This window comes from Bradyrhizobium sp. SOJA106 (genome assembly GCF_059448745.1).
In genome coordinates this window covers 3,538,774-3,561,633 of record NZ_CM182549.1, presented here as the reverse complement: position 1 = coordinate 3,561,633, position 22,860 = coordinate 3,538,774, and the positions used below count along the sequence as shown (strand labels likewise).

At 61.3% G+C, this 22,860-nt stretch carries 17 protein-coding genes; 11 read left to right on the top strand and 6 right to left on the bottom strand.

Annotated elements, in window-relative coordinates:
* Nucleotides 1-10: 10 nt before the first annotated feature.
* The 5 genes from AC5V87_RS15960 to AC5V87_RS15940 form a co-directional block, all read right to left on the bottom strand.
* A complete protein-coding gene (locus tag AC5V87_RS15960) occupies nucleotides 11-214 on the bottom strand; it encodes a DUF1656 domain-containing protein (protein WP_495371563.1) in 204 nt (67 codons plus the stop codon).
* Nucleotides 190-1,908: an FUSC family protein gene (locus tag AC5V87_RS15955; protein ID WP_495371562.1), complete on the bottom strand. Its 1,719-nt coding sequence runs from the start codon at nucleotides 1,906-1,908 to the stop codon at nucleotides 190-192. Before AC5V87_RS15955 ends, AC5V87_RS15960 begins: the two co-directional genes overlap by 25 nt.
* Complete coding sequence (locus tag AC5V87_RS15950) at nucleotides 1,892-2,362, bottom strand: winged helix-turn-helix domain-containing protein (protein WP_495371561.1); 471 nt, start codon at nucleotides 2,360-2,362, stop codon at nucleotides 1,892-1,894. The genes AC5V87_RS15955 and AC5V87_RS15950 overlap by 17 nt, the downstream gene beginning before the upstream one ends.
* 566 nt (nucleotides 2,363-2,928) lie before the next feature.
* Entirely contained in the window at nucleotides 2,929-3,564 is a 636-nt protein-coding gene (locus tag AC5V87_RS15945; protein WP_495371900.1) for a response regulator transcription factor, read from the bottom strand.
* A 233-nt stretch (nucleotides 3,565-3,797) separates the two neighbouring features.
* On the bottom strand, nucleotides 3,798-4,013 hold the full coding sequence (locus AC5V87_RS15940) for a hypothetical protein (protein ID WP_495371560.1): 216 nt from the start codon (nucleotides 4,011-4,013) through the stop codon (nucleotides 3,798-3,800).
* A 592-nt stretch (nucleotides 4,014-4,605) separates the two neighbouring features.
* On the opposite strand from AC5V87_RS15940, the gene AC5V87_RS15935 reads away from it, so the two are divergent.
* The gene (locus AC5V87_RS15935) at nucleotides 4,606-4,995 is read left to right on the top strand and encodes a response regulator transcription factor (RefSeq protein WP_495371559.1); all 390 of its coding nucleotides are present in this window, start codon (nucleotides 4,606-4,608) and stop codon (nucleotides 4,993-4,995) included.
* Here AC5V87_RS15935 and AC5V87_RS15930 read toward each other — a convergent pair.
* On the bottom strand, nucleotides 4,961-11,287 hold the full coding sequence (locus AC5V87_RS15930) for an AAA family ATPase (protein WP_495371558.1): 6,327 nt from the start codon (nucleotides 11,285-11,287) through the stop codon (nucleotides 4,961-4,963). The two genes, AC5V87_RS15935 and AC5V87_RS15930, sit on opposite strands and share 35 nt — an antisense overlap.
* A gap of 788 nt (nucleotides 11,288-12,075) precedes the next feature.
* Here AC5V87_RS15930 and pqqA point away from each other — a divergent pair.
* The 10 genes from pqqA to AC5V87_RS15880 all read left to right on the top strand — a co-directional run bounded on the left by pqqA (nucleotide 12,076) and on the right by AC5V87_RS15880 (nucleotide 22,836).
* Nucleotides 12,076-12,270 carry a pyrroloquinoline quinone precursor peptide PqqA gene (gene pqqA / locus AC5V87_RS15925; protein ID WP_495371557.1) on the top strand — a complete coding sequence of 65 codons (195 nt, stop codon included), beginning with the start codon at nucleotides 12,076-12,078 and terminating at the stop codon, nucleotides 12,268-12,270.
* 153 nt (nucleotides 12,271-12,423) lie between these two features.
* Nucleotides 12,424-14,832 carry a membrane-bound PQQ-dependent dehydrogenase, glucose/quinate/shikimate family gene (locus tag AC5V87_RS15920; protein ID WP_495371556.1) on the top strand — a complete coding sequence of 803 codons (2,409 nt, stop codon included), beginning with the start codon at nucleotides 12,424-12,426 and terminating at the stop codon, nucleotides 14,830-14,832.
* A gap of 201 nt (nucleotides 14,833-15,033) precedes the next feature.
* Nucleotides 15,034-15,351 carry a DUF3551 domain-containing protein gene (locus AC5V87_RS15915; protein ID WP_495371555.1) on the top strand — a complete coding sequence of 106 codons (318 nt, stop codon included), beginning with the start codon at nucleotides 15,034-15,036 and terminating at the stop codon, nucleotides 15,349-15,351.
* Between the two features lie 85 nt (nucleotides 15,352-15,436).
* Nucleotides 15,437-16,348, top strand: coding sequence for a 3-hydroxyacyl-CoA dehydrogenase (locus AC5V87_RS15910; protein ID WP_495371554.1), 912 nt, complete (start codon nucleotides 15,437-15,439; stop codon nucleotides 16,346-16,348).
* A 21-nt stretch (nucleotides 16,349-16,369) separates the two neighbouring features.
* The gene (locus AC5V87_RS15905; RefSeq protein WP_495371553.1) at nucleotides 16,370-17,341 is read left to right on the top strand and encodes a 3-hydroxyacyl-CoA dehydrogenase NAD-binding domain-containing protein; all 972 of its coding nucleotides are present in this window, start codon (nucleotides 16,370-16,372) and stop codon (nucleotides 17,339-17,341) included.
* A gap of 55 nt (nucleotides 17,342-17,396) precedes the next feature.
* Entirely contained in the window at nucleotides 17,397-18,596 is a 1,200-nt protein-coding gene (locus AC5V87_RS15900) for an acyl-CoA dehydrogenase family protein (RefSeq protein ID WP_495371552.1), read from the top strand.
* A gap of 69 nt (nucleotides 18,597-18,665) precedes the next feature.
* Entirely contained in the window at nucleotides 18,666-19,868 is a 1,203-nt protein-coding gene (locus tag AC5V87_RS15895; protein WP_495371551.1) for an acyl-CoA dehydrogenase family protein, read from the top strand.
* Nucleotides 19,869-19,928: 60 nt separating this feature from the next.
* Nucleotides 19,929-20,780, top strand: coding sequence for an enoyl-CoA hydratase-related protein (locus AC5V87_RS15890; RefSeq protein WP_495371550.1), 852 nt, complete (start codon nucleotides 19,929-19,931; stop codon nucleotides 20,778-20,780).
* Nucleotides 20,702-22,033: a CaiB/BaiF CoA transferase family protein gene (locus AC5V87_RS15885; RefSeq protein ID WP_495371549.1), complete on the top strand. Its 1,332-nt coding sequence runs from the start codon at nucleotides 20,702-20,704 to the stop codon at nucleotides 22,031-22,033. Before AC5V87_RS15890 ends, AC5V87_RS15885 begins: the two co-directional genes overlap by 79 nt.
* Before the next feature lie 32 nt (nucleotides 22,034-22,065).
* Nucleotides 22,066-22,836, top strand: a complete 771-nt coding sequence (locus AC5V87_RS15880; protein WP_495371548.1) for an enoyl-CoA hydratase — start codon at nucleotides 22,066-22,068, stop codon at nucleotides 22,834-22,836.
* The last annotated feature ends 24 nt before the right edge of the window (nucleotides 22,837-22,860 follow it).

Sequence of the window (22,860 nt, the reverse complement as noted above, 5' to 3'; positions counted from 1 at the left end):
GCGCCCTCCTCTAGATCAACAGGATCAACAGGCCGAGAACCGTCACAAACAGGCTCATCTCGGCGATCGCGGCGTGGCTGAACATCTTCGCAAAGCCGACGGCATGCAGAAGGGGCCGAAGCGCGAGGATCATGATGAGAGCTACCGCGAGATAAGTTAGAAACGGAGCGAACAGGACGCCTCCGATCACTAGCTCTGCAAAGGTCTGTGCCATCTGGTTACCTCCGATAGATCGAGATCTTTGTCGCAACGCCCATCCCTGGGTGGGGTCAGCTTCGAACCACCGCACCGGATTATTGCTGACTGGTCGAAACAAGAGACCATCTCGGCTAGAGCCTCCCTGTCCTCTGCGCCGCCGGCGGAAAGAAACTGCCCAAGCCGTGAGGCCTCCCGGAACATTGCCTCTTCCGGCGCCTCTCCATTTTTGACAGACGGCTCATGCAGCTCGCTGCGGGCCTCCGCCAGAAGCTGCATCCTTCGTTTGTCATCGGACAAGGGAGGAATCAGTGTTTGCGTTGCAAGCAGCAACGCTGCCGCCGCGATAATAAACACTGACGTAAAGAGGAAGGCTTGCGGATTGTAGGTCTGCGGATTACTCGGCGTCAGGAGGAGCATGATGAAGGGCAGAATGGTGCGGCCAAGCGAGGACCACAGAAGATTGCTGGAGGTAACGAGGAGCCCAGCGCCGATCACAAAGGGGGCAAGACCGATGGCCAGCAGCGGAAAGTCATCGGCACCATTGAGGATGAAGAACTCGAGTATGCCGGTCAGCACGATCGCGATCGGCGCAGCAACGAGTGCGATCGCCGTGAAGGCGCGCGGTTTCGGAGTTGTGGCCCCCAGTCCGATCATCAGTGCCACGAACGACAGCGAAACGCTCGCGGCAGGCCACCCGGCCCACACGTAGAGCGCCGAGGCGATGGCGAGCCATAGAGCGGCGCGGACGGCGCTCTCGGCCGCAATTCGGTAGGAGCGATACAGGGGCGCACGCCACAATCGCCGCGGCCACTTCACCGAACTCAGGGCGAGCAAGTCGTGAGAGACATGTTCGTCCCGTAGAAACACCTCACTCCGTGTCAGAATTTCGGTTTCAGCGTCACCGCCGCGGGCACGGTCGCTGCTAACGCTCCGAGCAGCCTGCAATTCGGCGATGAGCGAGACCGCGGTGCTGCGGGCAGCCGCGCTCCCAATCAACCCGCCGCCCGACTCCAGCGCTACGCTCGCGATCTCCGGCCGCAGCGCCACAATCTCCCGCAACAGCATCAGGAATGTGGTCGGGTCGCCCGGTTCGCCCGGGAGCGAAGCATTGGCATAGAGGCGAACGCGACGATGGATCGCCGCGAGCTGGGTGACCAGGTGCGATCGGCGATCGGGCGCAAACATCAACGTATTCACCACTGCGATCGAGAGAACGCCGATCACGATCGCGGCGCCACGCGCCATACCGGATTCGAAGACGTGCTGCGGGCTGTCAAGCTGCTGTGTCGCAATAAATGCGACGGTATAGCCGGACAGCACCGCCGCATAAGCCCGATAGCCATCCAGGAGCTTTGCCGCGAACACGCAGACACCAAGCCAGACCGCAAATGCTGCGAGGATCAGATCCCTCGCTTGCGAGAAGAGACCGGTGATTGCGATTGACGCTGCCACGCCCACGACAGTGGCAAGCAGACGCCAACGCGCCTTGTCCAAGGCCTGACCGCGGGTTGGTTCGGCGAGAACAGCAACCGTAAGGGCGGCCGTCGTCGGCGATTCAAGGTGCAGCCAAAAACTCACGAACAGCGCCAGGATCGTGGCCAACCAAACACGGATGGCGAAGCTCCAGGAGCCGACAGGTATCTTCGCTATGGTGAGCGGCTGTTCTGTTGTCGTCGCGACCACGGTTTGATCTCTACAATGCTTCACCATTCGCGCTCAATTCGTCGACCCTGCCGACGAAGCAATAGCCACGTCCGGGAATGTTGACGATGAACCGGTGCCCGTCGCGGCCATCACGCAGCGCACGACGCAGCGCGGACATATGGACCGTGAGGTTCGCTGGCTCGACAAAGACATTGGGCCAGACCCGCGCCATCAAGTCCTGCTTGCTGACCAGTTCACCGCGGCGCTCGAGCAAGGCGATCAGGATCTCCAGGGCGCGACTTCCGAGGCAGACAGGCTTTTCCCCTTCCAAGAGAAGAAGCTGCGTCGGATGTAGCCGGAACGGTCCGAAAGAAACGTCGGCTGAGGTGACTCCGGCCGATCCGGCTCGCTGCGAGAAGAATGGTCTGGTCGAAAGCGGTCCCTGAACCGTGTGCCCGGTGTCGAGCCTCGGTTCAGGATGAAATTGCTCTAGGCGGCCGAAAGCTGAAATCGATCGCATCGTGACCTCGCGTGCTTTTGCAGGGCTAATCCCCGCAAAGGTGCCAGTGGCCCGCAATTTGACGATTTGGAGAGCCGCGAGCTATTCCACGCTGGTCGCGCGCAATGACAGATTTGGTTGCATGACCTAAACCTAGATTTACAGGCTGCGCGAGGGAGCGGGCCATCGATCACGAGTGCTGTGGCACGATCAAGACGCCCCGAAACCTCCGAGGCCTAGCGCGCGCGCCCTGCATGGCACTTCGTGATCGATAAACCAACGTATAACTGGCTGTGTCTAGATCACTCGCGCGAACTGCCCTCGGTACAGTCGCGCCATACCCGCGTGCAATGGTGCAGGGCATCGCTCTGCTGTAACGATCCACCCGATGCGGATCACCAATGCATAGTGGGCCGCCCTTTATTGCTCCGGCACCCACGCCGGAATCGCAGCGGAACCGGACCCACGAGCCGGCAGTTGCAAGAAGAGGTCGGCGGCGTAACGCCCGTCGGCCTCTTCTATTGGTTTGCCTGGAGATAAGCGACTGCGGATCTGAGCGTGCGAATGGCACGTAGCAAAGCGACCACTCAAGCGCGCTGCGTCGTGCCGGGCACCAGCTTGAGCTTGTCGGCCATCCGGCCAAGCTCGGGAAGAGAACCGGCCTGCATCTTCTGCATCGCCCTGCTGCGGTGCACCTTCACGGTGGCTTCGGCGATGCCGATATCGTGGGCGATCTGTTTGCTCAGACGGCCTCGCGCGACTTGAATCACGATTTCGCGTTCCCTGGGACTCAACGAAGCGAAACGCTCCCTCAACGCAACCAGATCCTTGTCATTTTCCCGCCGTTCACGATCGCGAGAAAGCCCGAGTTGAATGGCATCGAGGAGATCCTGGTCGCGGTACGGCTTGGTCAGGAACTCGATGGCCCCCCGTTTCATGGCCTGCACGGACATCGGTATGTCGCCGTGCCCGGTGACGAAGATGATTGGGATATCCCTGTTTGATGCAGCAAGCTCGCGCTGAAGATCGAGGCCGCTTTGGCCCGGCATTCTGATGTCGAGCACCAGGCAGGTGGGCCCATCCGGTAGATCGGATTTCAGGAAGTCAGGAATGGAGGCAAATAGCTGAACATTGATGCTAAGCGATCGCAGCAGACGTCCGACCGACGCACGGAGGTCCGGATCGTCGTCGATGACCAACACGGTGGAATCTGCGCCAGGCATCGCTGCTGCTCGGGAAGCCGCGAAACTTTCGACTTCATCGTGGACCGCGGCCAGATTGCGCATTTCTAGTCCGAATCCCGGAGCCTGAACAGTCCCAATTTTCCAGAGATGCGCGCGGGGCGTACACCAAAGTTTACGCAACACCGACGCAGCTGGCCTCGCCCAACGCTGGTCGGCCTTGCCGGACCATATACGGTTCGTCCGATAGCTGATGAGCAACACCGCCCATCAGCTCATGCGCTCCACGCGCGTTCAACATCATTGGCCAATCGAGCCGACGCTTTGTCTGCATCATCGCGCGAAGCCTTCGCGGCTCGCCGCTCATAGTCGTCGGCAAGCGCCTTGAGCTGACCCGCAACCGCTCGATCCGTCATGGTTTTGGCGGTGCGAAGCAAAGTCTCTGCCGTTTTCAAATATTGCCTGCCTCGTGGCGAGATCTGAAGTGTCATGAGGCCCTCACCCCGCTTTCGAGCGACTGGTCGGAGGTGATTTGGAACCAGCCCATCCAGTTGCCGTCACTTTGGCGACGGTTCCTGAGGCGATCAACACAGTTCCGGGAGCAAAGCTGGGTTCGCCACGAATAATATCGGACGAGTCCGAACTTGCCATCACAGACGGCGCATCGTGTAACCCTGCGAGACCCGTGACTTTCCATGCGGTAAGGCATCGTTCTCTCCTGTTGGCCGCTGCGCATTCCGGACGCATGGACATTAGGAGGATCGTCACTGGCACCTCAATTGACCGCGAGTCGATGCAGGCCCTCCAAGGGAGGCAGGACGGCGATACGAAGGCTTATATGGCTACGCCACGACCTGAGATCGGCAGGCATGATCCCCGCGACCAAGTCCGTTCAGCGACAATTTTCCATCAGAAAGCTACGCCTGCCGAGCTTGGCATTTGGTCGTCGAGGTAAGCCAAAGTTTACGGGGCACCGGCGTCGCATTAGTGTCATCCTTGACGCAAGTCAAGCAATCCCACGCGGAGTTGCGGCACCGTTACGCCGCCCGCACGACGGGTCCTGCGAGTGGCCATAGAGGCATGATGAAGAAGGTACTGGTTTCGGTCGTCGATGATGACCGGTTCTTTCGGGACTCCATGTGCAGGCTCATGAGATCGCTTGGCCACACGGTCGATGTTTTCTCGACCGCAGCCGAGTTTCTCGCGTCCCCGCGCCTCCCGGAAACCGCATGCCTGATCGCCGACATCCATATGCCTGTCATGACGGGACTCGAACTCCGTCGATCCATTATCGATACGGGCCTCGCGATTCCGACGATCCTCGTGACGGCGTTCCCGAATGACGTTGACCGGGCTCGTGCGCTCGAAGATGGCGTCTTGTGTTACCTGCGCAAGCCCCTGGACGAAGAGCATCTCACACGATGCGTTCGCGAAGCTCTCACACTCGCGGGCTCGCCTGAAGAGGAGCCGTGAGCTCTGTTTCCGCATCGGGCAAGGTGAACTGAAAGGCGGCGCCGCGAGGCTCGTTAGCTTCGACCCACAACTTGCCTCCGTGCGCGTGGATGATGGACCGGCATATCGACAACCCCATGCCCGTTCCACTGGATTTTGTGGTATAGAAGGCATCGAAGACCCGATCGAGATGTGCCGGATCAATGCCAGGCCCGGAATCGCGTACGCTCACAAGGGCGCCTGCTCGGTCCTGCTCGGTGCTGATCAACAGCTCTCTTGCTCCCTCTTCAACCGAGCTCATTGCTTCAGCCGCATTCAGAATCAGATTCAGCATGACCTGTTGCAGCTGAATACGATCCCCCAGAACCGAAGCCAGTCCCTCCGCAAGCCGAGCCTGGACCGAAACGCCATTCCTGACAGTCACGCTTTGCCCCAATATGATCACCTCCCTAATCGCAGCGTTGAGATCAAACCGCTCCTTTCGCGGCGGAGCTTTCTTGATTTGCTCTCGGATGCGATCGATGATCTCCGCGGATCGATCCGCGTCCGCAACCACACAGGAGAGCGCTTCCCGGACCTCGCCCAGGTCCGGCGGCTGCATCTTCATGAAATTCTGGGCCGCCCGAGCGTTGTTGCGCGCGCTGGCGATCGGTTGTGCGATCTCGTGAGAGAGCGAAGCCGCCAGTTCTCCCATCACGCTGACGCGGTTCATGTGCGCGAGATCCGACTGCATCTGCTGCAACCGCGCCAGCGCCTGTGTCCGATCCTCGATGTCAGTAGACGACCCGTACCATTTGACAATATTGCCCAACTCATCGCGCAGCGGCACGCCGCGGAACAAAAACCGGCGATATTCACCATCGAAGCGGCGAAGTCGGGCTTCGAGCTCGCCGGGCATGCCCGACTCCCGTATTGCAGTCCATTTTTGCAACATGCCCTTCTTGTCTTCCGGATGAAAGGCGCGAGGCCAGCCGGTTTCGGCCTGGTCCAATTTGAGGCCGGTGTAGTCGAGGGCCGGCTGATTGAGGAAGTCGGGAATCCCATCCGGGTTGGCGCGCCAGACCAACGCAGGAATTGTGTCGACGACCAGTCGAAGGCGATCTTCTGACTTCTTGATATCGTCGAAGGCCTTTTGCAGCCTCTCGTTCGCCAGCTGCTGCTCCGTAACATCGATATGCGTACTAACCACTTCGACTACTTCGCTATCCGTTCCGAGCAAGGGATGCCCCACGGAATGTACGTACTTGATCGATCCGTCTGGCAGTGCAATGCGAAAATCGACTTCGCGACCTGCTCTCTCTTGAACCGCCTGTTGCGCCATTTCGATGACCCGCTCTCTGTCCTCGGGAAGAATACGATCATAGAAAGGCTGGGGTGATCTTATGTCCTTCTCCGGATCGAACCCAAAAAGGCGGTATGCTTCGGACGACAAATACACGAACTCTCGACGGCGCACATTCAAGGCCCAGCTGCTGGTATGACTCAAGCGTTGGGCTTCAGCCAAATAGGCTTCGCTGCGTCGCAGCGCCTCCTCCGCCCGTTTGCGCTCGGTTAGATCGAGCACGAACGCCAGCCCTTCGTTGCCTCCGTCCTTAAAAATCGTGGCGGCCCCAACAAGCACGGGGACGCGACTGCCGTCTTTACGGAAGTATTCTTTCTCGAAGGGTTCAGCGATTCCGGTCGAGATCATTTCTGCCCAGATACGTTCGTCGGCTTCGCGCCATTCCGGCGGCGTCAATTCGGTCAAGCTGACGCGCCCCAAGGCAAAGTCCAGACGATCATATCCCAGCATGCGCAGAAATGCGTCATTCGTTTCGACAATCCGACGTTCGCGATCAGCAATGATTATCCCGATGATGTTGGCCTCAACCAAATGCCGAATCTTCCGTTCGCGATCTGCGATGTCATGATAGAGCTTCGCATTTTCGATCGAGATTGCCGCCTGCGACGCAAGGACCTTCAACAGAGCGACGCGGTCAGGCGTGAAAACGTTAGGCGCCAGATTATTCTCAAGATAGAGAATCGCCGTGAGCTTTCCCTGATTGATCAACGGCAAGCTGAGAATGGAGCGGACACGCCCCTGAAGCAGATAGGGATCGGAAAATGTCCGCTGAGATAAAGCATCGTCGAGAATCACCGTCTCATGGGTGCGCATTCCATAACGAACCAACGACTCCGGCAAGGCGGCTGTACTGTAGAAACCGTCACGCCGATGCACGGATACATTGTCGCCACTGGCGATCGCATCCGCCTGTATCTGTAGCTCATCACCTCGCGGGACAATCAGAAGGCCCCGTTCGGCGCCGGCGTGTTTCAGAGCTGCACGCATAATTTTGTCGATCAGCTTTTCCAGAACTATTTCGCCAGAAAGAACCTGCGAGACTTCGATCATCGTCGCGAGATCGAGATGTTCCACAGGTGCCTCGATCGTACCCGTTTGATCCCGCGCGCGGTCGTCCTGCCTTAGCCGCGGGTGAAGCTGCTCAAGTTGTCGTACCTTTCCGTCGGCGCCCCATTGCTGATAACCGCGCCGGGCGTTTCCCAGGTAGAGATGCGCAATTTCCTCGAGGCCTCGCGCCTCGTAAAAGTGGGCTGCGAGCTCGTAAGCAATCGCTTCATCGTGGACAAAACCGTTTGTCCGCGCCAACACGATGGCGCGCTCGTAAAGGTCCATGGCCTCGAGCGGACGATCCTCAATCCGGGCAATCTCGGCAGCGACCAGCGCTGCACGATTCTCGAAATTCTCAGGACAATTCGCCGCCCAGGCCCGTAGCTCCCGCTCGTGGTCGCCAAGCGCGTCTCGATGCTTGGCGTACGGCTCGGGGCCGAAGGGCTCACACTGAGCGGCCCGGCACAGGCCGGCATAGAAATGCCATTCGGCTTTCTCCGCCGGAAAGAGCGACAGCGCCGGGGAAGCTGCGTACCATGTCCCCGCCTTCTCCGCTGCGTCGAAGGCCGAAACATAATCGCCGGCGAAGAAGCGCGCCTGTAGCTTCCGGATCCAGTAGTAACATTCCAAAAAGGCGCGAGCGGGTTGACCTGTGATGCGGTCCTCGAAGGATCGCTCCGTGAATTCACCATCATCGAGGGAACCGAAATTCGCGATTTTCCCGCGCAAGGTCCGGGCAAGCGCAATGGGCGCGGATAGTCTGTCGAGGAAAAATCCATACCTCTGCACGAATGCCAATGCTTCCTGGGCTTCGCGCTCGAATTGGTCAAGTGGATGGCCCGACGCAAGAAGAATGCTGCTGAGACCACGAGAGGCCAGTGAGGCATATGTCGGATCGCCGTGATACTTCGCCAACTCGAAGGCGCGACGTGACGGTTCAATGCCCTCTCTTAGCGGTCGCGTCCACGGGACCACAATCGCGAAGGCGACGTAGGTCTTCGCGCCAAAGTCTGTCAATCCGCGACGTTCCAGCAGATCGCAGGCCGACTTTCCAAATCGATAGCCTTCAACGTACTGGCCGAAGCGGGGACCGGCGAGCATCGCCACTGCCACGTAGTTAAACGGCGCCGCTTCGCTGATGCCGTGCTCCAGGCTGAGATTTGTGGCCGCACAGACGCTGAGTGCGTGCAAGTTCTTGTCGGTGTACATGGCCGGTAGAGCGAGGCTGCTGAGCAGGTCGAGCGTCGCTCTTGCCTCCTGGTCTTGGATCAGCGGCAGGTCAACAATATCCTCTATCGAGCGATCTCCGAGCAACGACCAAATGCGCTCGTACTCGCGACGTGCGTCCGCCTCGGTGGGATGCGCTGACCAATCGATGCCTACATGCCGCAGACACTCCAGTGCAATTGTCACCGCCCTTTCGCCCGACCCAAGCATTGCGCATAGATCCACCCGCCGGTAGGCCACGAGGCATTTTTGGACTGCGCTGAGCGCGCGCCGTGCCAGCGCCGCTAGACGTTGATCGGCAGGCTGCGCCGCGCCCGCATAAACTTCACAGTCGGCCGAATGCAGCTCCAGTTCAAAGGCGAGGTCGGGCCGGCGCTCCCAGATGTCCCCTGGCAACAGGGCCGCACCGGTGGTCAGATAGGTCAGCGCGGAGGCATAAGCCGACGACGCCTTGGCGCGCTTGCCAGCGGCCAGGTTTAGCTCCGCAAGTTGTTCGCGTTCCTCATCGGACGTGATCAGCGTTGCGCCGCGGTTGAGCTGGTTGACGATCTCGAAGATCACCTCGTCGCGCTTTTCCGGTGAAGCCCTCGCCAGCAGTAGCCGGCCGATCGTCAAATGCGATTCCGCGCGAGACCTTTCCGGAATCAGCGCATAGGCCGCTTCCTGCACCCGGTCGTGAATGAACTTGTATGAGCGCACGAGGCGATCGATCAGTTGTTGACGCATGGCTTCCGAGAGAGCCGCGTGCACCTGTTCCTCGACCGTTCCGAGAACGACGGAAAGGATATCGATATCGGCAACGTTGCCGAGGCACGCGAGCTGTCGCAACGCCTCTTGCGTGTCGAGCGGTAGCCGCGTCAGCTTCCCGGCCAGAAGCTCCACCACATTATCGGTGTACCCTTTGGCATGGATGCCGCCGATGTCCCAAGACCATCGCCCCCGCGCATGATCAAAGGCCAACAGGCCCTCGTCGGCGAGCACGCGAAGAAACTGGATGACGAAGAACGGATTGCCGTCCGTCTTCGCGTGCACCAAACTTGCGAGCGAACAAGCCCGCTCCGCGTTGCAGCGGAGCGTATCCGCGACGAGTTCGTCCAGATGCTCGGTTGTGAGCGGAGCAAGTTTGATGTCCTGCACTCTTCCAGTTGCCCGGATCGCCTCCAGCTTGCGCATGAGCGGATGTGCCGCCGTGACTTCGTTATCGCGAAAAGCACCGACGAGGAAAAGATTACGGAGTTCGGACCGGCTCAACAGGTCTTCCAAAAGGTCGAGCGTCGCTGCGTCGAGCCACTGCAAGTCATCGAGGAACAGTGCCAGGGGATGTTCCGGCCGCGCAAAGATACCGATCAATTGCCGAAGCACCATCTGGAAGCGCCGCTGCGCGTCCTGAGGTGGAAGTTCGGGGACCGCCGGCGGCTCGCCGAGGAGAACCTTCAGCTCGGGAACGAGATCCACCATCAGTCCTGTGTTGGACCCCAGTGCCTCCTGCAGCGCGTCACGCCATGGCGCAAGGTCGGCGTCACTCTTGCCGAGCAGCGGCCGGACCAGGCTCTGAAGCGCCTGTGCCAGCGTCGCGTAGGGAACATCCCGTTTGAGCTGATCGAATTTGCCGGAAGCGAACAGGCCGCGCGGCGGCACCAGCACCGGCTGCAGCTCATTGACCACGGAGGATTTGCCAATGCCGGAATAGCCCGAGACTAGGACCAATTCGGGCGCGCCGCCCTTAACGACACGATCGAAGGCAGCGAGCAAAATGTCGACCTCGCGTCGCCGCCCGTAAAGTTTCTCCGGGATTAGGAGCCGGTCGGATGTGTCGTGTTCGCCAAGGGGAAAATCATCGATCTGGCGCTGCGCTGCCCACTCGGTCTGACAGTAGCGAAGATCGCTTTCGAGGCCGGCCGTCGTTTGATAGCGATCTTCCGCCCGCTTCGCGAGCAGCTTCATGACAATGGCCGAGACGGCGACCGGGATCTCTTTCAGTCGCTCGGCCGGAGGCATCGGCCGTCTGGCGAGATGGCAGTGCACCCATTCCATCGGCTCCGCAGCGGCAAACGGCAAAACACCGGTGAGCATCTGGTAGAAAGTGACGCCGAGGGCGTACAGGTCGCTCCGGGAGTCGATTGAGCGATTCATTCGACCGGTCTGCTCGGGCGCCATGTAGGCAAGCGTGCCGGCGATCGTCTCGGGAGGATGAGGCGATTGACGTTCGCGCGCGAAGCGCGAGGCGATGCCGAACCCGGTCAGCCGCACTTCGCCGGTCGCGTCGTTAAGCAGGATGTTGGCCGGCTTGACATCTTTGTGAACGAGCCCACTCTGGTGAAGTCTGCCGAGAGCGAACGTCACAGCGACGGCGAGGCGCAGGAAGCGTCCCACTTCCATCGGCCCAGCCAGCAAGCGCTCGAGTGGCTCGCCGCCCGCGTCCTCGAGCACCAGCATGGGTCGACCAGCATCGCGTATGAGCTCCAGCGGCCGCGCCGCCCACGCCCCGTCCAGCTGATCCCTAAATTCGAATTCATGCGCGAGGCGGTCGAGACTTGATCGAGACGGATGGTCGGCCGCTGGAGTAGCGACCAGCACGGCGCGGCGCTTGCCAGTATCGTCCAGTCGCCAGTCGCGGCTCAAGATGCGTTCGCCGTCCTCCCACAGGAACTGGAGGCCACCGTTCGAGTACGCACTGTTTACCGAATGCGGCACCACCTGACGAACTCCGGGGTCGGGCTTCCGGGTCGAACTTGGCTGACCGGGCTTTTGCTTATGCCTCTCAGCAGAAATCGTACCGCATCGCCCGAGAAATGCCAGCCGCCTGTTCACCTTGCCTGGTCCGGACGCACACGGATCCGCCCGTCTCCCTAGCAGCAATTTGCCGCGATTTGGGGGGCTTTACTCGCGAGGGTAGCGCAAGCGGCCTAGCTGGAAGCCAACGTTGGCAGTGTGAAAGAATGGGAAGCCAAATGGCAACAGCACGCGACAATATTCCGACCTCATTTAAAGCCGTCGCCAAAGCCGCACTCTTGTGGGCCGTGACGGCGATCCCGGCTCTCGCTCAGCCGCCCTTTGGCGATCCGGATGCTTTCCAAGCCATGTATCCATATCGAGACGTGCTGAACGACGGCGCACCAACACGGGCGACCAGGCTAGCCTTTCAGCCGCCTTCGGTGCTCCAGGCCATTCAGGAAAGGGAGAGTGGGATTCGGTCCGAGCACACGCAACGTGCTGGAACACCCGCGACGGGGAGGCTCACGCACATTCAATCGCTGGTGCACTCGAACTCATTTGCATGTTCAGCCGATCTCTCGTCGTCGTGTATTCGGACCGGGCAAATCGTAGTCCAGTCTCAAAACACTGGATGGACTCGATCGCTGCCGAGACATGCCGTCCGTCCGTTGATCTTTCTGGCTCAACGTACGCCGATACGCCGTGTTCACTAGCAACAATTTGGCGCGATTTGCCGCCCTTCACTCGCGCCTTCTGCGCATGCGGGTCAAATGGATACCGACGCACTCACGCGTGAAACAAAGGAGATCCAGATGCCCACAGCTACAGCACTCAGAGCTTCGACGGCGAGCCCGCTTCCTCCGCCGGCTCAGGAAGTAACGCCGATGAGGTGGACCACTCCATGCATCGTCGAGATCGCCGTCGGCCTGGAAATCAACTCTTACGCGCGCGCCGAGCTGAACTAAGGCCGGCGATCACTGAGGTGGGCCTCGAGCCCTCGCAGCGTGAAAACGCTGGGCGCGTCGCTTTTGAAATACTGGATATCCAAAAAGGAGAACGAGATGTCTTCGACAGTTCATGTAGGTCCGGAAGCACCGACTCGACACCGGGCATCAGAGTTGCAGAAATACCTCGCGTGGACACCTGCGCTGCTGGGCGGCGTGATCGCCCTGCTCGGTTGCATTCTCGCGGGCGGCGGTGCTTACCTCGCCTCGCTCGGCGGCAGCCTCTACTACGTTGTGGCCGGCGCGATGCTGATCGCTGCGGGCTTGCTCATGATCAAGGGCAAAATCGCGGGCGTCTACACCTACATCGGCGCGGTCGCCTTCACGGCTGTCTGGAGCTTTTGGGAGGTCGGCCTGTCTGGCTGGGAGCTGATCCCGCGGCTTGTCGGACCTTTCGTCCTGCTCGTGCTGGCAATCCTGGTGGCTCCGGTACTCGACCGAGCGACGGGACGGCGGGCACGCAATTTGGGCCTCGCGGGCTCCGGCTTCTTCGTCGCGGCCCTTGCGGTTCTCATCCCGATCTTCAATCAGCAAGCGGCACCGAACCAGCTCCCTGAGGCGCACGCAAACGCCCCCTTCGCGGATTCCGCCTATGCGCCCAAGAAGGGTGAGTGGAACGCCTATGGCGGCGGTCAGAGCGCACAGCGTTTTTCGGACCTTGCGCAGATCACGCCCGCGAACGCCAAGGACCTCAAGCGCGTTTGGACCTTCCACACGGGCGACATTCCGAAGAAATACGGATCGGAATTGACGCCGCTCAAGATCGGCAATGCGATCTACGGCTGCACGCCCATGAACAAATTGTTCAAGCTGAATGCGGCGACAGGCCAGAAGGAGTGGATGTACGATCCCGAGGTTCCGGCGTCCTGGGTGCCCTACACGGCGGCCTGCCGCGGTGTGGCATACTATGAGAACCCCAAGGCCGCAGCCGGCGAGGCCTGCGCGGCACGCATCATCGAGGGAACGCTCGACATGCGCCTGATCGCGGTGGACGCCAAGACGGGCCAGCCGTGCCAGGATTTTGGCAAGAACGGCGCCGCCGATCTCAAGGTCGGACTTGCGCAGAAGGATAGCGCCAATGGCGCCATCACGCCCGTCGTTCCGGGCACAGCGGCCATCACTGGCGTCCCTGTCATCGTGCACGGGGTCGTCGTCACCGGGCATCAGGTGCTCGATGGTCAACGCCGCTGGGCAGCATCTGGCGTCATCCGCGGCTACGACGCTGTCACGGGTGAATTGCGCTTTGCCTGGGACATCAACCAGCCGGAGGTGACAAAGCTGCCGCCGGACGGCAAGCCGTACTCGATGGGCACGCCGAACATGTGGACGACCGCCGTCGGTGACGAAAAGCTCGGCCTCGTCTACTTGCCGATGGGCAATTCGGCGGGCGACTACCACACCTCGCTGCGCTCGGATGAGGAGAAGAAGTACAGCTCCGCACTCGTCGCGCTCGATGTGGAGACGGGCAAGCCGCGCTGGGTGTACCAGACCGTGCATAACGACGTGTGGGATTATGACCTCGGCTCTCAGCCGACCCTGGTCGAATTCCCCACCGCGCGCGGCAAGGTGCCAGCAGTGCTGCTGCCGACCAAGCAAGGCGACATGTTCGTGCTCGACCGTGCCACCGGCAAGCCGCTGCACCAGGTCGACGAAGTTGCCGTCCCGCAAGGCGGCGCCGAGCCCGACCAGCGCTCTCCAACGCAGCCGTTCTCGCGTTACCACACGCTGCGCAAACCCGATCTGGTCGAGCACGACATGTGGGGCATCTCGCCTATCGACCAGATGATCTGCCGGATCAACTTCAAGCGTGCTCGTTATGAGGGCCCGTTCACTCCGCCGGAGCTCGACCGCCACAACATTGAATATCCCGGCTACAACGGCGGGTCGGACTGGGGCAGCGTCGCCGTCGATCCGCAGCGCGGGGTGATCATCGCGAACTACAACGACATGCCCAACTACGACAAGCTTGTCACTCGCAAGGACGCGGACGCGATGGGACTGTTCCCCGCCGGCGATCCGCGTGCGGCCGGAAGCGCCTCAAGCGCTGAAGGCGCCGGCGCCCAGACGGGAACGCCCTATGGCATCCTCGTGAACGCGGGCTGGCAGATGCCGACTGGCGTGCTCTGCACGCGGCCTCCCTATGGGGGCATCCGTGCGATTGATCTCGCGACGGGCAAGACGTTGTGGGATCGCCCGTTCGGTTCGGCGAGGCGGAATGGTCCGTTCGGAATGCCGACCTTCATTCCGCTCGAGATCGGCACGCCGAACAATGGCGGATCGGTCGTGACGGCCGGTGGTCTGATCTTCATCTCGGCAGCAACCGACGATCTGATCAAGGCGATCGACATCAAGACCGGTGAGATCGTCTGGAGCGACGTGCTCCCCGCCGGCGGCCAGGCAGCCCCGATCGTGTACGAGCAGGATGGCAAGGAGTACGTTGTCATCATGGCAGGCGGCCATCACTTCATGATGACGCCGGGGGGCGACTCCCTGATCGCATACGCTCTGCCGGACAAGAACTAAGTCTACGCAGGCTCTGCAGCGCGCGGCATCACCCGATGCCGCGCGTTGTGCTGTCTGGTGAACAACAACAGCGGTCGAAACGACCGGCGCTCGGGCACATTCGTTCGCAACGATTTGGCGCGATTTGCTCCGCTTCACTCGCACGCACAGCACATCCGGATCAAATAGTGCCCAACGCAGGCCTGCTGAAAGGAGCCCCAGATGACCACCGCCGTGTTGAGACCCATGACTATTCCTGCTGCCGCTCTGGCTGCCGCGATCGCATTCGCTGCACTGCTACCCGCAGCGCGCGCCGGCGAGTATTGCAGCCGGGATACCGACTACATGACCGACTGCAGCTTTAGTTCGATCGAGATGTGCGAGGCGGCGCGGTCCGGTCGCGGCGGAGAGTGCTTGAGCGCATCATCTCTCGGAAGCAACGGCATCGCAACGGTCGACCGTAACGCCTACGCCTACTCGCCTCGTCCGCCCCACCGCGAGCGCACCAGACGCAGTTCGGCTGCGAAGACCAACAACTGAGCGCGAACAATCCCGACAATCCCAACCGTAAGAGTGCCTGTCGGCGAGCGACACTCCAGGCGCAAGGGCGACACAGAGGAAAGACATGAAAGTCCTTCAAGCAACCACATCCAAAGCCTCATCGGGCACCAGCTCCGGCCGGCTGTTCGTTCTCGAACTGAGCGGCGACCGCATTCACTCGATGAATCCCGATGGGTCCAACCGCAAGGTCATCGTGACCGATGGCCGCCTCCCCGACGGCATCGTCGTGGATGTAGAGGCGGGTCACATCTATTGGACCAACATGGGCGTCCCCCCTCTCAACGATGGCTCGATCGAGCGCTCCGACATCGACGGCAGGAACCGCAAGGTCATCGTCCCGCAGGGCGTGACCCACACGCCGAAGCAGATCCACCTCGATAAAGAGAACGGCAAACTCTACTGGTGTGACCGCGAGGGCATGCGCGTGATGCGCGCCAATCTCGATGGCTCGCAGGTCGAGACACTGGTCCAGACCGGCCACGGCGACGAGGATGCGCGCGATCAGAGCAGATGGTGCGTCGGGATCACGATCGATCCGAAGTTCAAGAAGATCTACTGGACGCAGAAGGGCCCCGATAATGGCGAGCAGGGCCGCATCTTACGCGCCAACATCGAGATCCCAAAGGGCGAGACCCCGACGAACCGTTCCGACATCGAGGTGCTGTTCGATCGTCTGCCGGAGCCGATCGATCTCGAGCTCGATGTGGCGAACCGTGTCCTCTACTGGACCGATCGTGGCGATCCACCGCGCGGCAACACCGTCAATCGTGCGCCGGTCGACACAAGGGCTGATCCGGAGATCGTGGTCACGCATTTGATGGAGGGCATCGGAATCGCCCTCGACGTTCCCGGCAATCGGATGTTCGTCACCGACTTCGCCGGCTCGGTCTATTCCGCCGATCTCGATGGCAAGAACGAGCGCAACTTCCTCTATGCGCAGGGTAACCTCACCGGCATCGCCTACGCCGAAATCTGACGCACGCATCGGAGACATGACATGACCAACACCAAACCCATTCGCCGCATCGCCATCATCGGCACCGGCGTGATCGGCGCGAGCTGGGCCTCGCTGTTCCTCGCCAAGGGATTGCAGGTTGTCGCAACGGACCCGGCGCCGAACGCGGAGACCTCGCTCCGCAAGTTCGTCGACATGGCCTGGCCAGCTCTCAAGCGTCTGGGCCTGTCGGCGGGAGCATCGCCGTCGAACCTCACCTTCACGGCAGATCTCGCGCAAGCGATCGCCGGCGTCGACCTCGTTCAGGAGAACGGCCCCGAGCGGATCGAATTCAAGCAGAAGCTCTATGGGCAGCTCGACGAGCTGCTGGCGCCCGAGGTGATCATTGCATCGAGCTCGTCGGGGCTCACCATGAGCGAGATCCAGAAGGGCGCCGCGGCACATCCTGAGCGCTGCGTCATCGGCCACCCCTTCAATCCGCCGCACTTGATCCCGCTGACCGAGATCGTCGGCGGAGCTAAGACCTCCGAGGAGACGCTCCGGCGCGTTGAGGAGTTCTACACCTCGATTGGCCAGCGGACGGTGCGCATCAACAAGGAGCTGCCTGGCCACGTTGCCAATCGCTTACAGGCCGCGCTGGGCCGCGAGGTCTATTACCTCGTCTCCGAAGGGATTGTCAGCGCCGCCGACGTCGACACCGCCCTCTCCTGGGGGCCGGGCCTGCGCTGGGGCATCATGGGCAACATGATGCTTAACCACCTCGGCGGCGGCCCGGGCGGCATCGAGCACTTTTTTCACCAGTTCGCCGGTCCGATGTCGGCCTGGTGGAAGACCCTCGGTTCGCCGGTGCTGAGTCCGGACGTGCAGAAAAAGCTTATCGACAGCGTTCATGCCGAAGTCGGATCACGCTCCGTCCAGGAGCTGGAGCAGACGCGCGACGAGGTTCTGCTCGGGCTCATCGAACTGCGCAAGCGGTCGGAGACGGTTGCTCCGCGCGAAGTCGCAGCCGAATAGCGATCGCTGCAGGCTCAGGCCCCCGGCTTTCAAGCCACAACAACAGGAACCCCAAATGCTTACCAAAGCCCCGAAGCAGCTTCCGCTGCCAAATAGCGACTTCTTTCAATTCGCCGAAACGCTGGGCGACGAGGAACGGGCGATCGTAAAGAAGGTACGCGCCTACATGGAGACGAAAGTCGCACCCATCATCAACAAACACTGGGTCGAGGATTCTTTCCCGTTCGAACTGCTGCCATCGTACAAGGAGCTAAACATCGCCGGTCTCGGCATTGATGGTTACGGCTGCCCAGGCGGAAGCCCCTTGCTGTTCGGCCTGGTCGCCCTCGAGATCGCGCGAACCGATGTTTCATTCTGCACCTTCCATGGTGTCCACACCGGTCTCGCGATGAATTCCATCTATCTCGCGGGCACCGAGGAGCAGAAGCAGAAGTGGCTGCCGCCGATGGCGCGCATGGAAAAGGTCGGTTGCTTCGCGTTGACCGAGCCGCTGGTGGGCTCAGGGACTGGTGCTGGTCTCATGACCACTGCGAAACGCGAAGGCGACACCTGGATCCTCAACGGCCAGAAGCGCTGGATCGGCAACGCACCGTGGTGCGACATCTCGATCGTCTGGGCGCGCGACGTGGGCGACAACCAGGTCAAGGGCTTCATCGTCGAGAACAAGTCACCCGGGTTCAGCGTCGAGAAGATGCAGAACAAGATCGCGCTGAAGGTCGTGCAGAACGGCCAGATCACGATGACCGACTGCCGTGTGCCCGATGCGAATCGTCTCCAGGGAGGCCAAGGAACGTTTCGCGACCCTGCGCTGGTGCTGCGCGGTACTCGGCATGGTGTCGGCTGGGAAATCACCGGCGCCCAGATGGGTGCCTACGAAAATGCCCTGAAGTACGCCCAGGAGCGCCTGCAGTTTGGCAAGCCGATCGGGTCCTTCCAGCTCATTCAGGAGCTGCTGGCGAAGATGCTGGCCAACATCGTGGCCTGTCAATCTATGTTGGTTCGCTCGGTGCAGCTGGAGACCGAAGGCAAGCTGACTGATGCGCAGGCAGCGATTGTCAAGGCGTTCTGCACGTCTAAAGCGCGGGAAACGGTCGCGTGGGCCCGCGAGGTGCTGGGCGGCAACGGAATCCTGGTCGACTACAACGTCGCGCGCTTCTTTGCCGATACCGAAGCGATCTACTCCTACGAAGGCACCTACCAGATGCAGAACCTGATCGTCGGCAAGGCGATCACCGGCTTCAGCGCTTTCGTGTGAGATGCAAGTGCGCCGGCGCGCCTTGCGCCGACGCCCCCGGCTTTCAAACACGGCAACAGGAGACCCAGAATGCTTACCAAGACCCCGAACCAGCTTCCAGCGCCGAACAGTGATTTCTATCACTATGCAGATCTGCTGAAGGCAGACGAGCAAGCGGTGCTGCAGAAGGTGCGCACGTTCATGGAATCCAAAGTCCAGCCGATCATCAACAAGTACTGGGTCGAAGACACTTTCCCGTTTGAGCTGTTGCCCGCGTTCAACGAGCTGAACCTTGGCGGCCTCGGCACCGAGGGATATGGCTGCGCCGGCGGTAGTCAACTGCTGATCGGCCTTGTTGGAATCGAAATGGCGCGGGTCGACGCCTCGATCGCGACCTTCTTCGGCGTCCACAACCTCCTGTCGATGGGTTCGATCGCGCTTGCCGGATCGGAGGAGCAGAAGCAGAAGTGGCTGCCGCCGATGGCGCGCATGGAAAAGATCGGCTGCTTCGGTCTGACCGAGCCGCTGGTCGGCTCGGGAGCGGCTGGCGGCCTGACCACGACGGCAAAGCGCGAGGGCGACACCTGGGTCCTCAACGGCCAGAAGCGCTGGATCGGCAACGCCCCCTGGTGCGATATCTCGGTCATCTGGGCGCGCGACGTCGACGACAACCAGGTCAAGGGCTTCATCGTCGAGAACAAGAACACGCCCGGCTTCAGCGTTGAAAAGATGCACAACAAAGTCGCGCTCAAGGTGGTCCAGAACGGTCAGATCACGATGACAGACTGCCGGGTCCCGGTAGCAAATCACCTCGCATCGGGCGCCCAGACCTTCCGCGACACCGCGGGCGTGCTGCGTGGGACGCGGTACTACGTGGGAACTGAATCGACGGGAATCCAGATGGGCGCCTACGAGCATGCGCTCAAATACACGCAGGAGCGATTGCAGTTCGGAAAGCCGATCGCCTCGTTCCAGCTAGTTCAGGACCTCCTTGCGAAGATGCTCGCCAACATCACTGCGTGCCAGGGCATGGTGGTTCGCACGGCCCAGCTCGCAGACGAAGGCAAGCTGACCGATCAGCAAGCCGCGCTTTCGAAGGCGTTCTGCACGGCCAAGGCGCGCGAGACGGTCGCCTGGGCGCGCGAGGTGCTCGGTGGTAACGGCATTATCGTCGACTACAACGTCGCGCGCTTCTTTGCTGATGCCGAGGCGCTCTATTCATACGAAGGCACCTATCAGATGCAGAACCTGATCGTCGGCAAGGCGATCACCGGATTTAGCGCCTTCGCCTGAGACCCCCAACGCGCGCCGGCGCGCTTTGCGCCGGCTCCCCAACTGGAAAGAGAGATAAATATGTCATCGACAACGACGACACTCGTATCATCGCCTGCGACAGTGCCAGCCGATTCATCGGCGGCGGTCCTGACGCTCGCGAACGTCCTGTACGAAAAGCGCGGCGCGATCGCCTATGTGATCGTCAACCGGCCCAAGGTGCTCAACGCGCTGAACACCCCGACATGGAAGGATCTGCGGACGGCCTTCGAGGCTGCACGGGACGACGCTGCGGTGCGTGGCATCATTCTCACCGGCGCAGGCGAGAAGGCATTCATAGCTGGCGCCGACATCAGCGAGCTCGCGCGTGCGAGCGCGATCGACGCCGAACGGTCAAGCCGCTACGGGCATGAGGTGCTCGATCTCGTCGAGAATCTCGGCAAGCCGGTGATCGCAGCGATCAACGGCTTTGCGCTGGGCGGCGGTTGCGAGACGGCAATGGCATGCACCATCCGCATCGCGGTCGAGCACGCCAAGTTCGGCCAGCCCGAGGTCAAGCTGGGATTGCTTCCCGGCGGCGGCGGCACGCAACGTCTGCCGCGCCTGGTCGGAAAGGGCCGCGCACTCCAGCTCATTCTATCCGGAGAGACCATCAGCGCGCAGGAGGCCCATCGCATCGGACTCATCAACGAGGTCGTGCCGGCAGCCGATCTCATTCCGCGCGCGGAAGCCATCCTGAAGATGATCGCCGCGAACGCGCCTGTCGCTGTCAAGCTGTCGCTCGACGCGGTGAATAAGGGATTGGACACAAGCCAGAGCGAGGGGTTTGCGCTGGAAGCCTCCTACTTCGGGCTGTGCGCCGGGACAGACGACAAGAAGGAAGGCACTTCCGCCTTCCTCGCAAAGCGAGCCCCCCAGTTCCTGGGGCGGTGAAGCAAGCACGACAATTCAGGAGAGATTCAATGGCAAACGACAACATTTTTTCCGGGCTCAAGGTGGTTGACTTCTCGAGCTTCGTTGCGGCGCCCGGAGCCGCCGTGATCCTTTCGGACTTCGGAGCCGATGTCATCAAGGTCGAGCCGCCGAGCGGCGACCCTTGGAGAAATGGGCACAGGATCCCGCCGCAGCCGGCGGCAGACGATCCCTACCAGTGGCATCTCGTCAACCGCAACAAGCGTAGCATCACGCTCGACCTGAAGTCGCCCAGCGCCCAGCAGGTTCTGCAGAAGCTGGTCACGTGGGCTGACGTATTCATCGTCAACACGCCGCACCCCGCGCGCACGAAATTAAAGCTCGAATACGATGATGTGGTGCGCTGGAATCCGCGTCTGATCTACGCGGACCTCACCGGCTTCGGCGAAAAGGGGCCGGATGCAAGTCTACCGGGCTTCGACATCACGTCATACTGGGCGCGCAGCGGCCTGCTGTCGATGACGCGCGATGCCGGCGCGCCGCCGACCTTGCCGGTGAGCGGCAGCGGTGACAATGCGACGGCTGTCGCAATCTATTCGGCGATCGTCACGGCGCTTTACCGCCGCGAGCGCACCGGCAAGGGTTCGTATGTCACGACTTCGCTGCTCGCCGAGGGCGTCTGGTCCGCGAGCGTTTCCATCCAGGCCGCCTTGGCCGGCGCGAAGTTCTATGGGCTGCACGATCGCATGCATCCGGCCAATGCGGCGTTCAACGTGTATCGCTCCTCCGACGGCACCTGGTTCGTTCTCATCGTCACCCCCGACAGGTTGAGCGCCGTCGCGAAAGCCATCGACCGTCCGGACCTCCTGACCGATGCTCGGTTCTCTGAACCGACGAAGCTGATGGCAAACATGCATCATCTCGCGGCCATCCTCGACGAAGTTTTCGCCGCGCAGCCGATGGCGCACTGGAACGAGATCTTCAGCGGCGTCCACGTCACGTTCGGCCCCGTGCGCGAACCGCAAGAGGTGATCGAAGATCCGCAGTTGCGGGCGAACGATGTCATCGTTCCGCTCGAAGGCGCCGGGGGCCGGCTGACCACGACGATCAGCAGTCCGATCCAGGTGCACGGTATCGCCAAGGTCCCAGCCCGGCGCGGGCCCCGCCTCGGCGAGCACACCGAAGAGATCCTCCGTGACCTGGGATTTGACGCCAACGGCATCGACGGCCTGCGCACGAGCGGCGCCGTGCCGAAAGTCAAGGAACACGCCTGACACAGGGCGGACTGAGAGAAAGGAACAAGCCCATGAGCGACATTCTCGCCGAGCGTACCGACGGCATCCTGCGGGTTCAGCTTAATCGCCCAGCCCACAAGAACGCGATGACGTCCGCCATGTATACGAACCTGACCGACATCCTCAACGAAGCCTCCAAGGACGACACGATCCGTGTCGTGCTCTGGCACAGCACCGGAAACGTGTTCTGCGCCGGAAACGACGTCGCGGATTTCCTCAAGAATCCGCCAAGGCCGGGGGCATTTCCGCAGGGCGACCTGATGGAGGCGTTCGTCAGGTTCGAAAAGCCGATCGTCGCAGCCGTGCAAGGCGCGGCGATCGGCGGTGGAACGACGATGCTGACGCACTGCGATTTCGTCTATGCGGTCGAGAGCGCAAGATTCCAATTACCGTTCATCAACCTGGCGCTGGTGCCGGAATTCGGATCGAGCTTTTCGATACCGGCGCGCACGGGCCATCTCCGGGCGGCGGAATTGTACCTGCTGGGAGAGTCCTTCACCGCCGCGCGGGCAGCGGAGCTTGGCCTCGTGACCCGCGTGGTCCCCGACACCGATCTGGTCCCGACCGCCACCGCGACAGCGCAGAAGCTCGCGGCAAAACCGAGCGGGGCGTTGCGGACGAGCAAGCGGCTCCTCAAGCAGGCTTCGATTGGTCAGCTCAATGCGGCGATCGAGAGCGAAAGCAAGGAGTTCATGGAGCGGGTGAGCGGACCAGAGGCCAAGGAAGCGCTCTCGGCCTTTCTCGAGAAGCGACCGCCCAATTTCAACAAGACGACGGCGTAGGTCGCAATCAGATTTCAGCGCTCA

Coding starts and splice junctions, on each gene's coding strand:
- AC5V87_RS15960 (WP_495371563.1), bottom strand. CDS start 214: ATGGCACAGACCTTTGCAGAGCTAGTGATCGGAGGCGTCCTGTTCGCT.
- AC5V87_RS15955 (WP_495371562.1), bottom strand. CDS start 1,908: ATGGTGAAGCATTGTAGAGATCAAACCGTGGTCGCGACGACAACAGAA.
- AC5V87_RS15950 (WP_495371561.1), bottom strand. CDS start 2,362: ATGCGATCGATTTCAGCTTTCGGCCGCCTAGAGCAATTTCATCCTGAA.
- AC5V87_RS15945 (WP_495371900.1), bottom strand. CDS start 3,564: ATGCCTGGCGCAGATTCCACCGTGTTGGTCATCGACGACGATCCGGAC.
- AC5V87_RS15940 (WP_495371560.1), bottom strand. CDS start 4,013: ATGACACTTCAGATCTCGCCACGAGGCAGGCAATATTTGAAAACGGCA.
- AC5V87_RS15935 (WP_495371559.1), top strand. CDS start 4,606: ATGAAGAAGGTACTGGTTTCGGTCGTCGATGATGACCGGTTCTTTCGG.
- pqqA (WP_495371557.1), top strand. CDS start 12,076: ATGGATACCGACGCACTCACGCGTGAAACAAAGGAGATCCAGATGCCC.
- AC5V87_RS15915 (WP_495371555.1), top strand. CDS start 15,034: ATGACCACCGCCGTGTTGAGACCCATGACTATTCCTGCTGCCGCTCTG.
- AC5V87_RS15910 (WP_495371554.1), top strand. CDS start 15,437: ATGAAAGTCCTTCAAGCAACCACATCCAAAGCCTCATCGGGCACCAGC.
- AC5V87_RS15905 (WP_495371553.1), top strand. CDS start 16,370: ATGACCAACACCAAACCCATTCGCCGCATCGCCATCATCGGCACCGGC.
- AC5V87_RS15900 (WP_495371552.1), top strand. CDS start 17,397: ATGCTTACCAAAGCCCCGAAGCAGCTTCCGCTGCCAAATAGCGACTTC.
- AC5V87_RS15895 (WP_495371551.1), top strand. CDS start 18,666: ATGCTTACCAAGACCCCGAACCAGCTTCCAGCGCCGAACAGTGATTTC.
- AC5V87_RS15890 (WP_495371550.1), top strand. CDS start 19,929: ATGTCATCGACAACGACGACACTCGTATCATCGCCTGCGACAGTGCCA.
- AC5V87_RS15880 (WP_495371548.1), top strand. CDS start 22,066: ATGAGCGACATTCTCGCCGAGCGTACCGACGGCATCCTGCGGGTTCAG.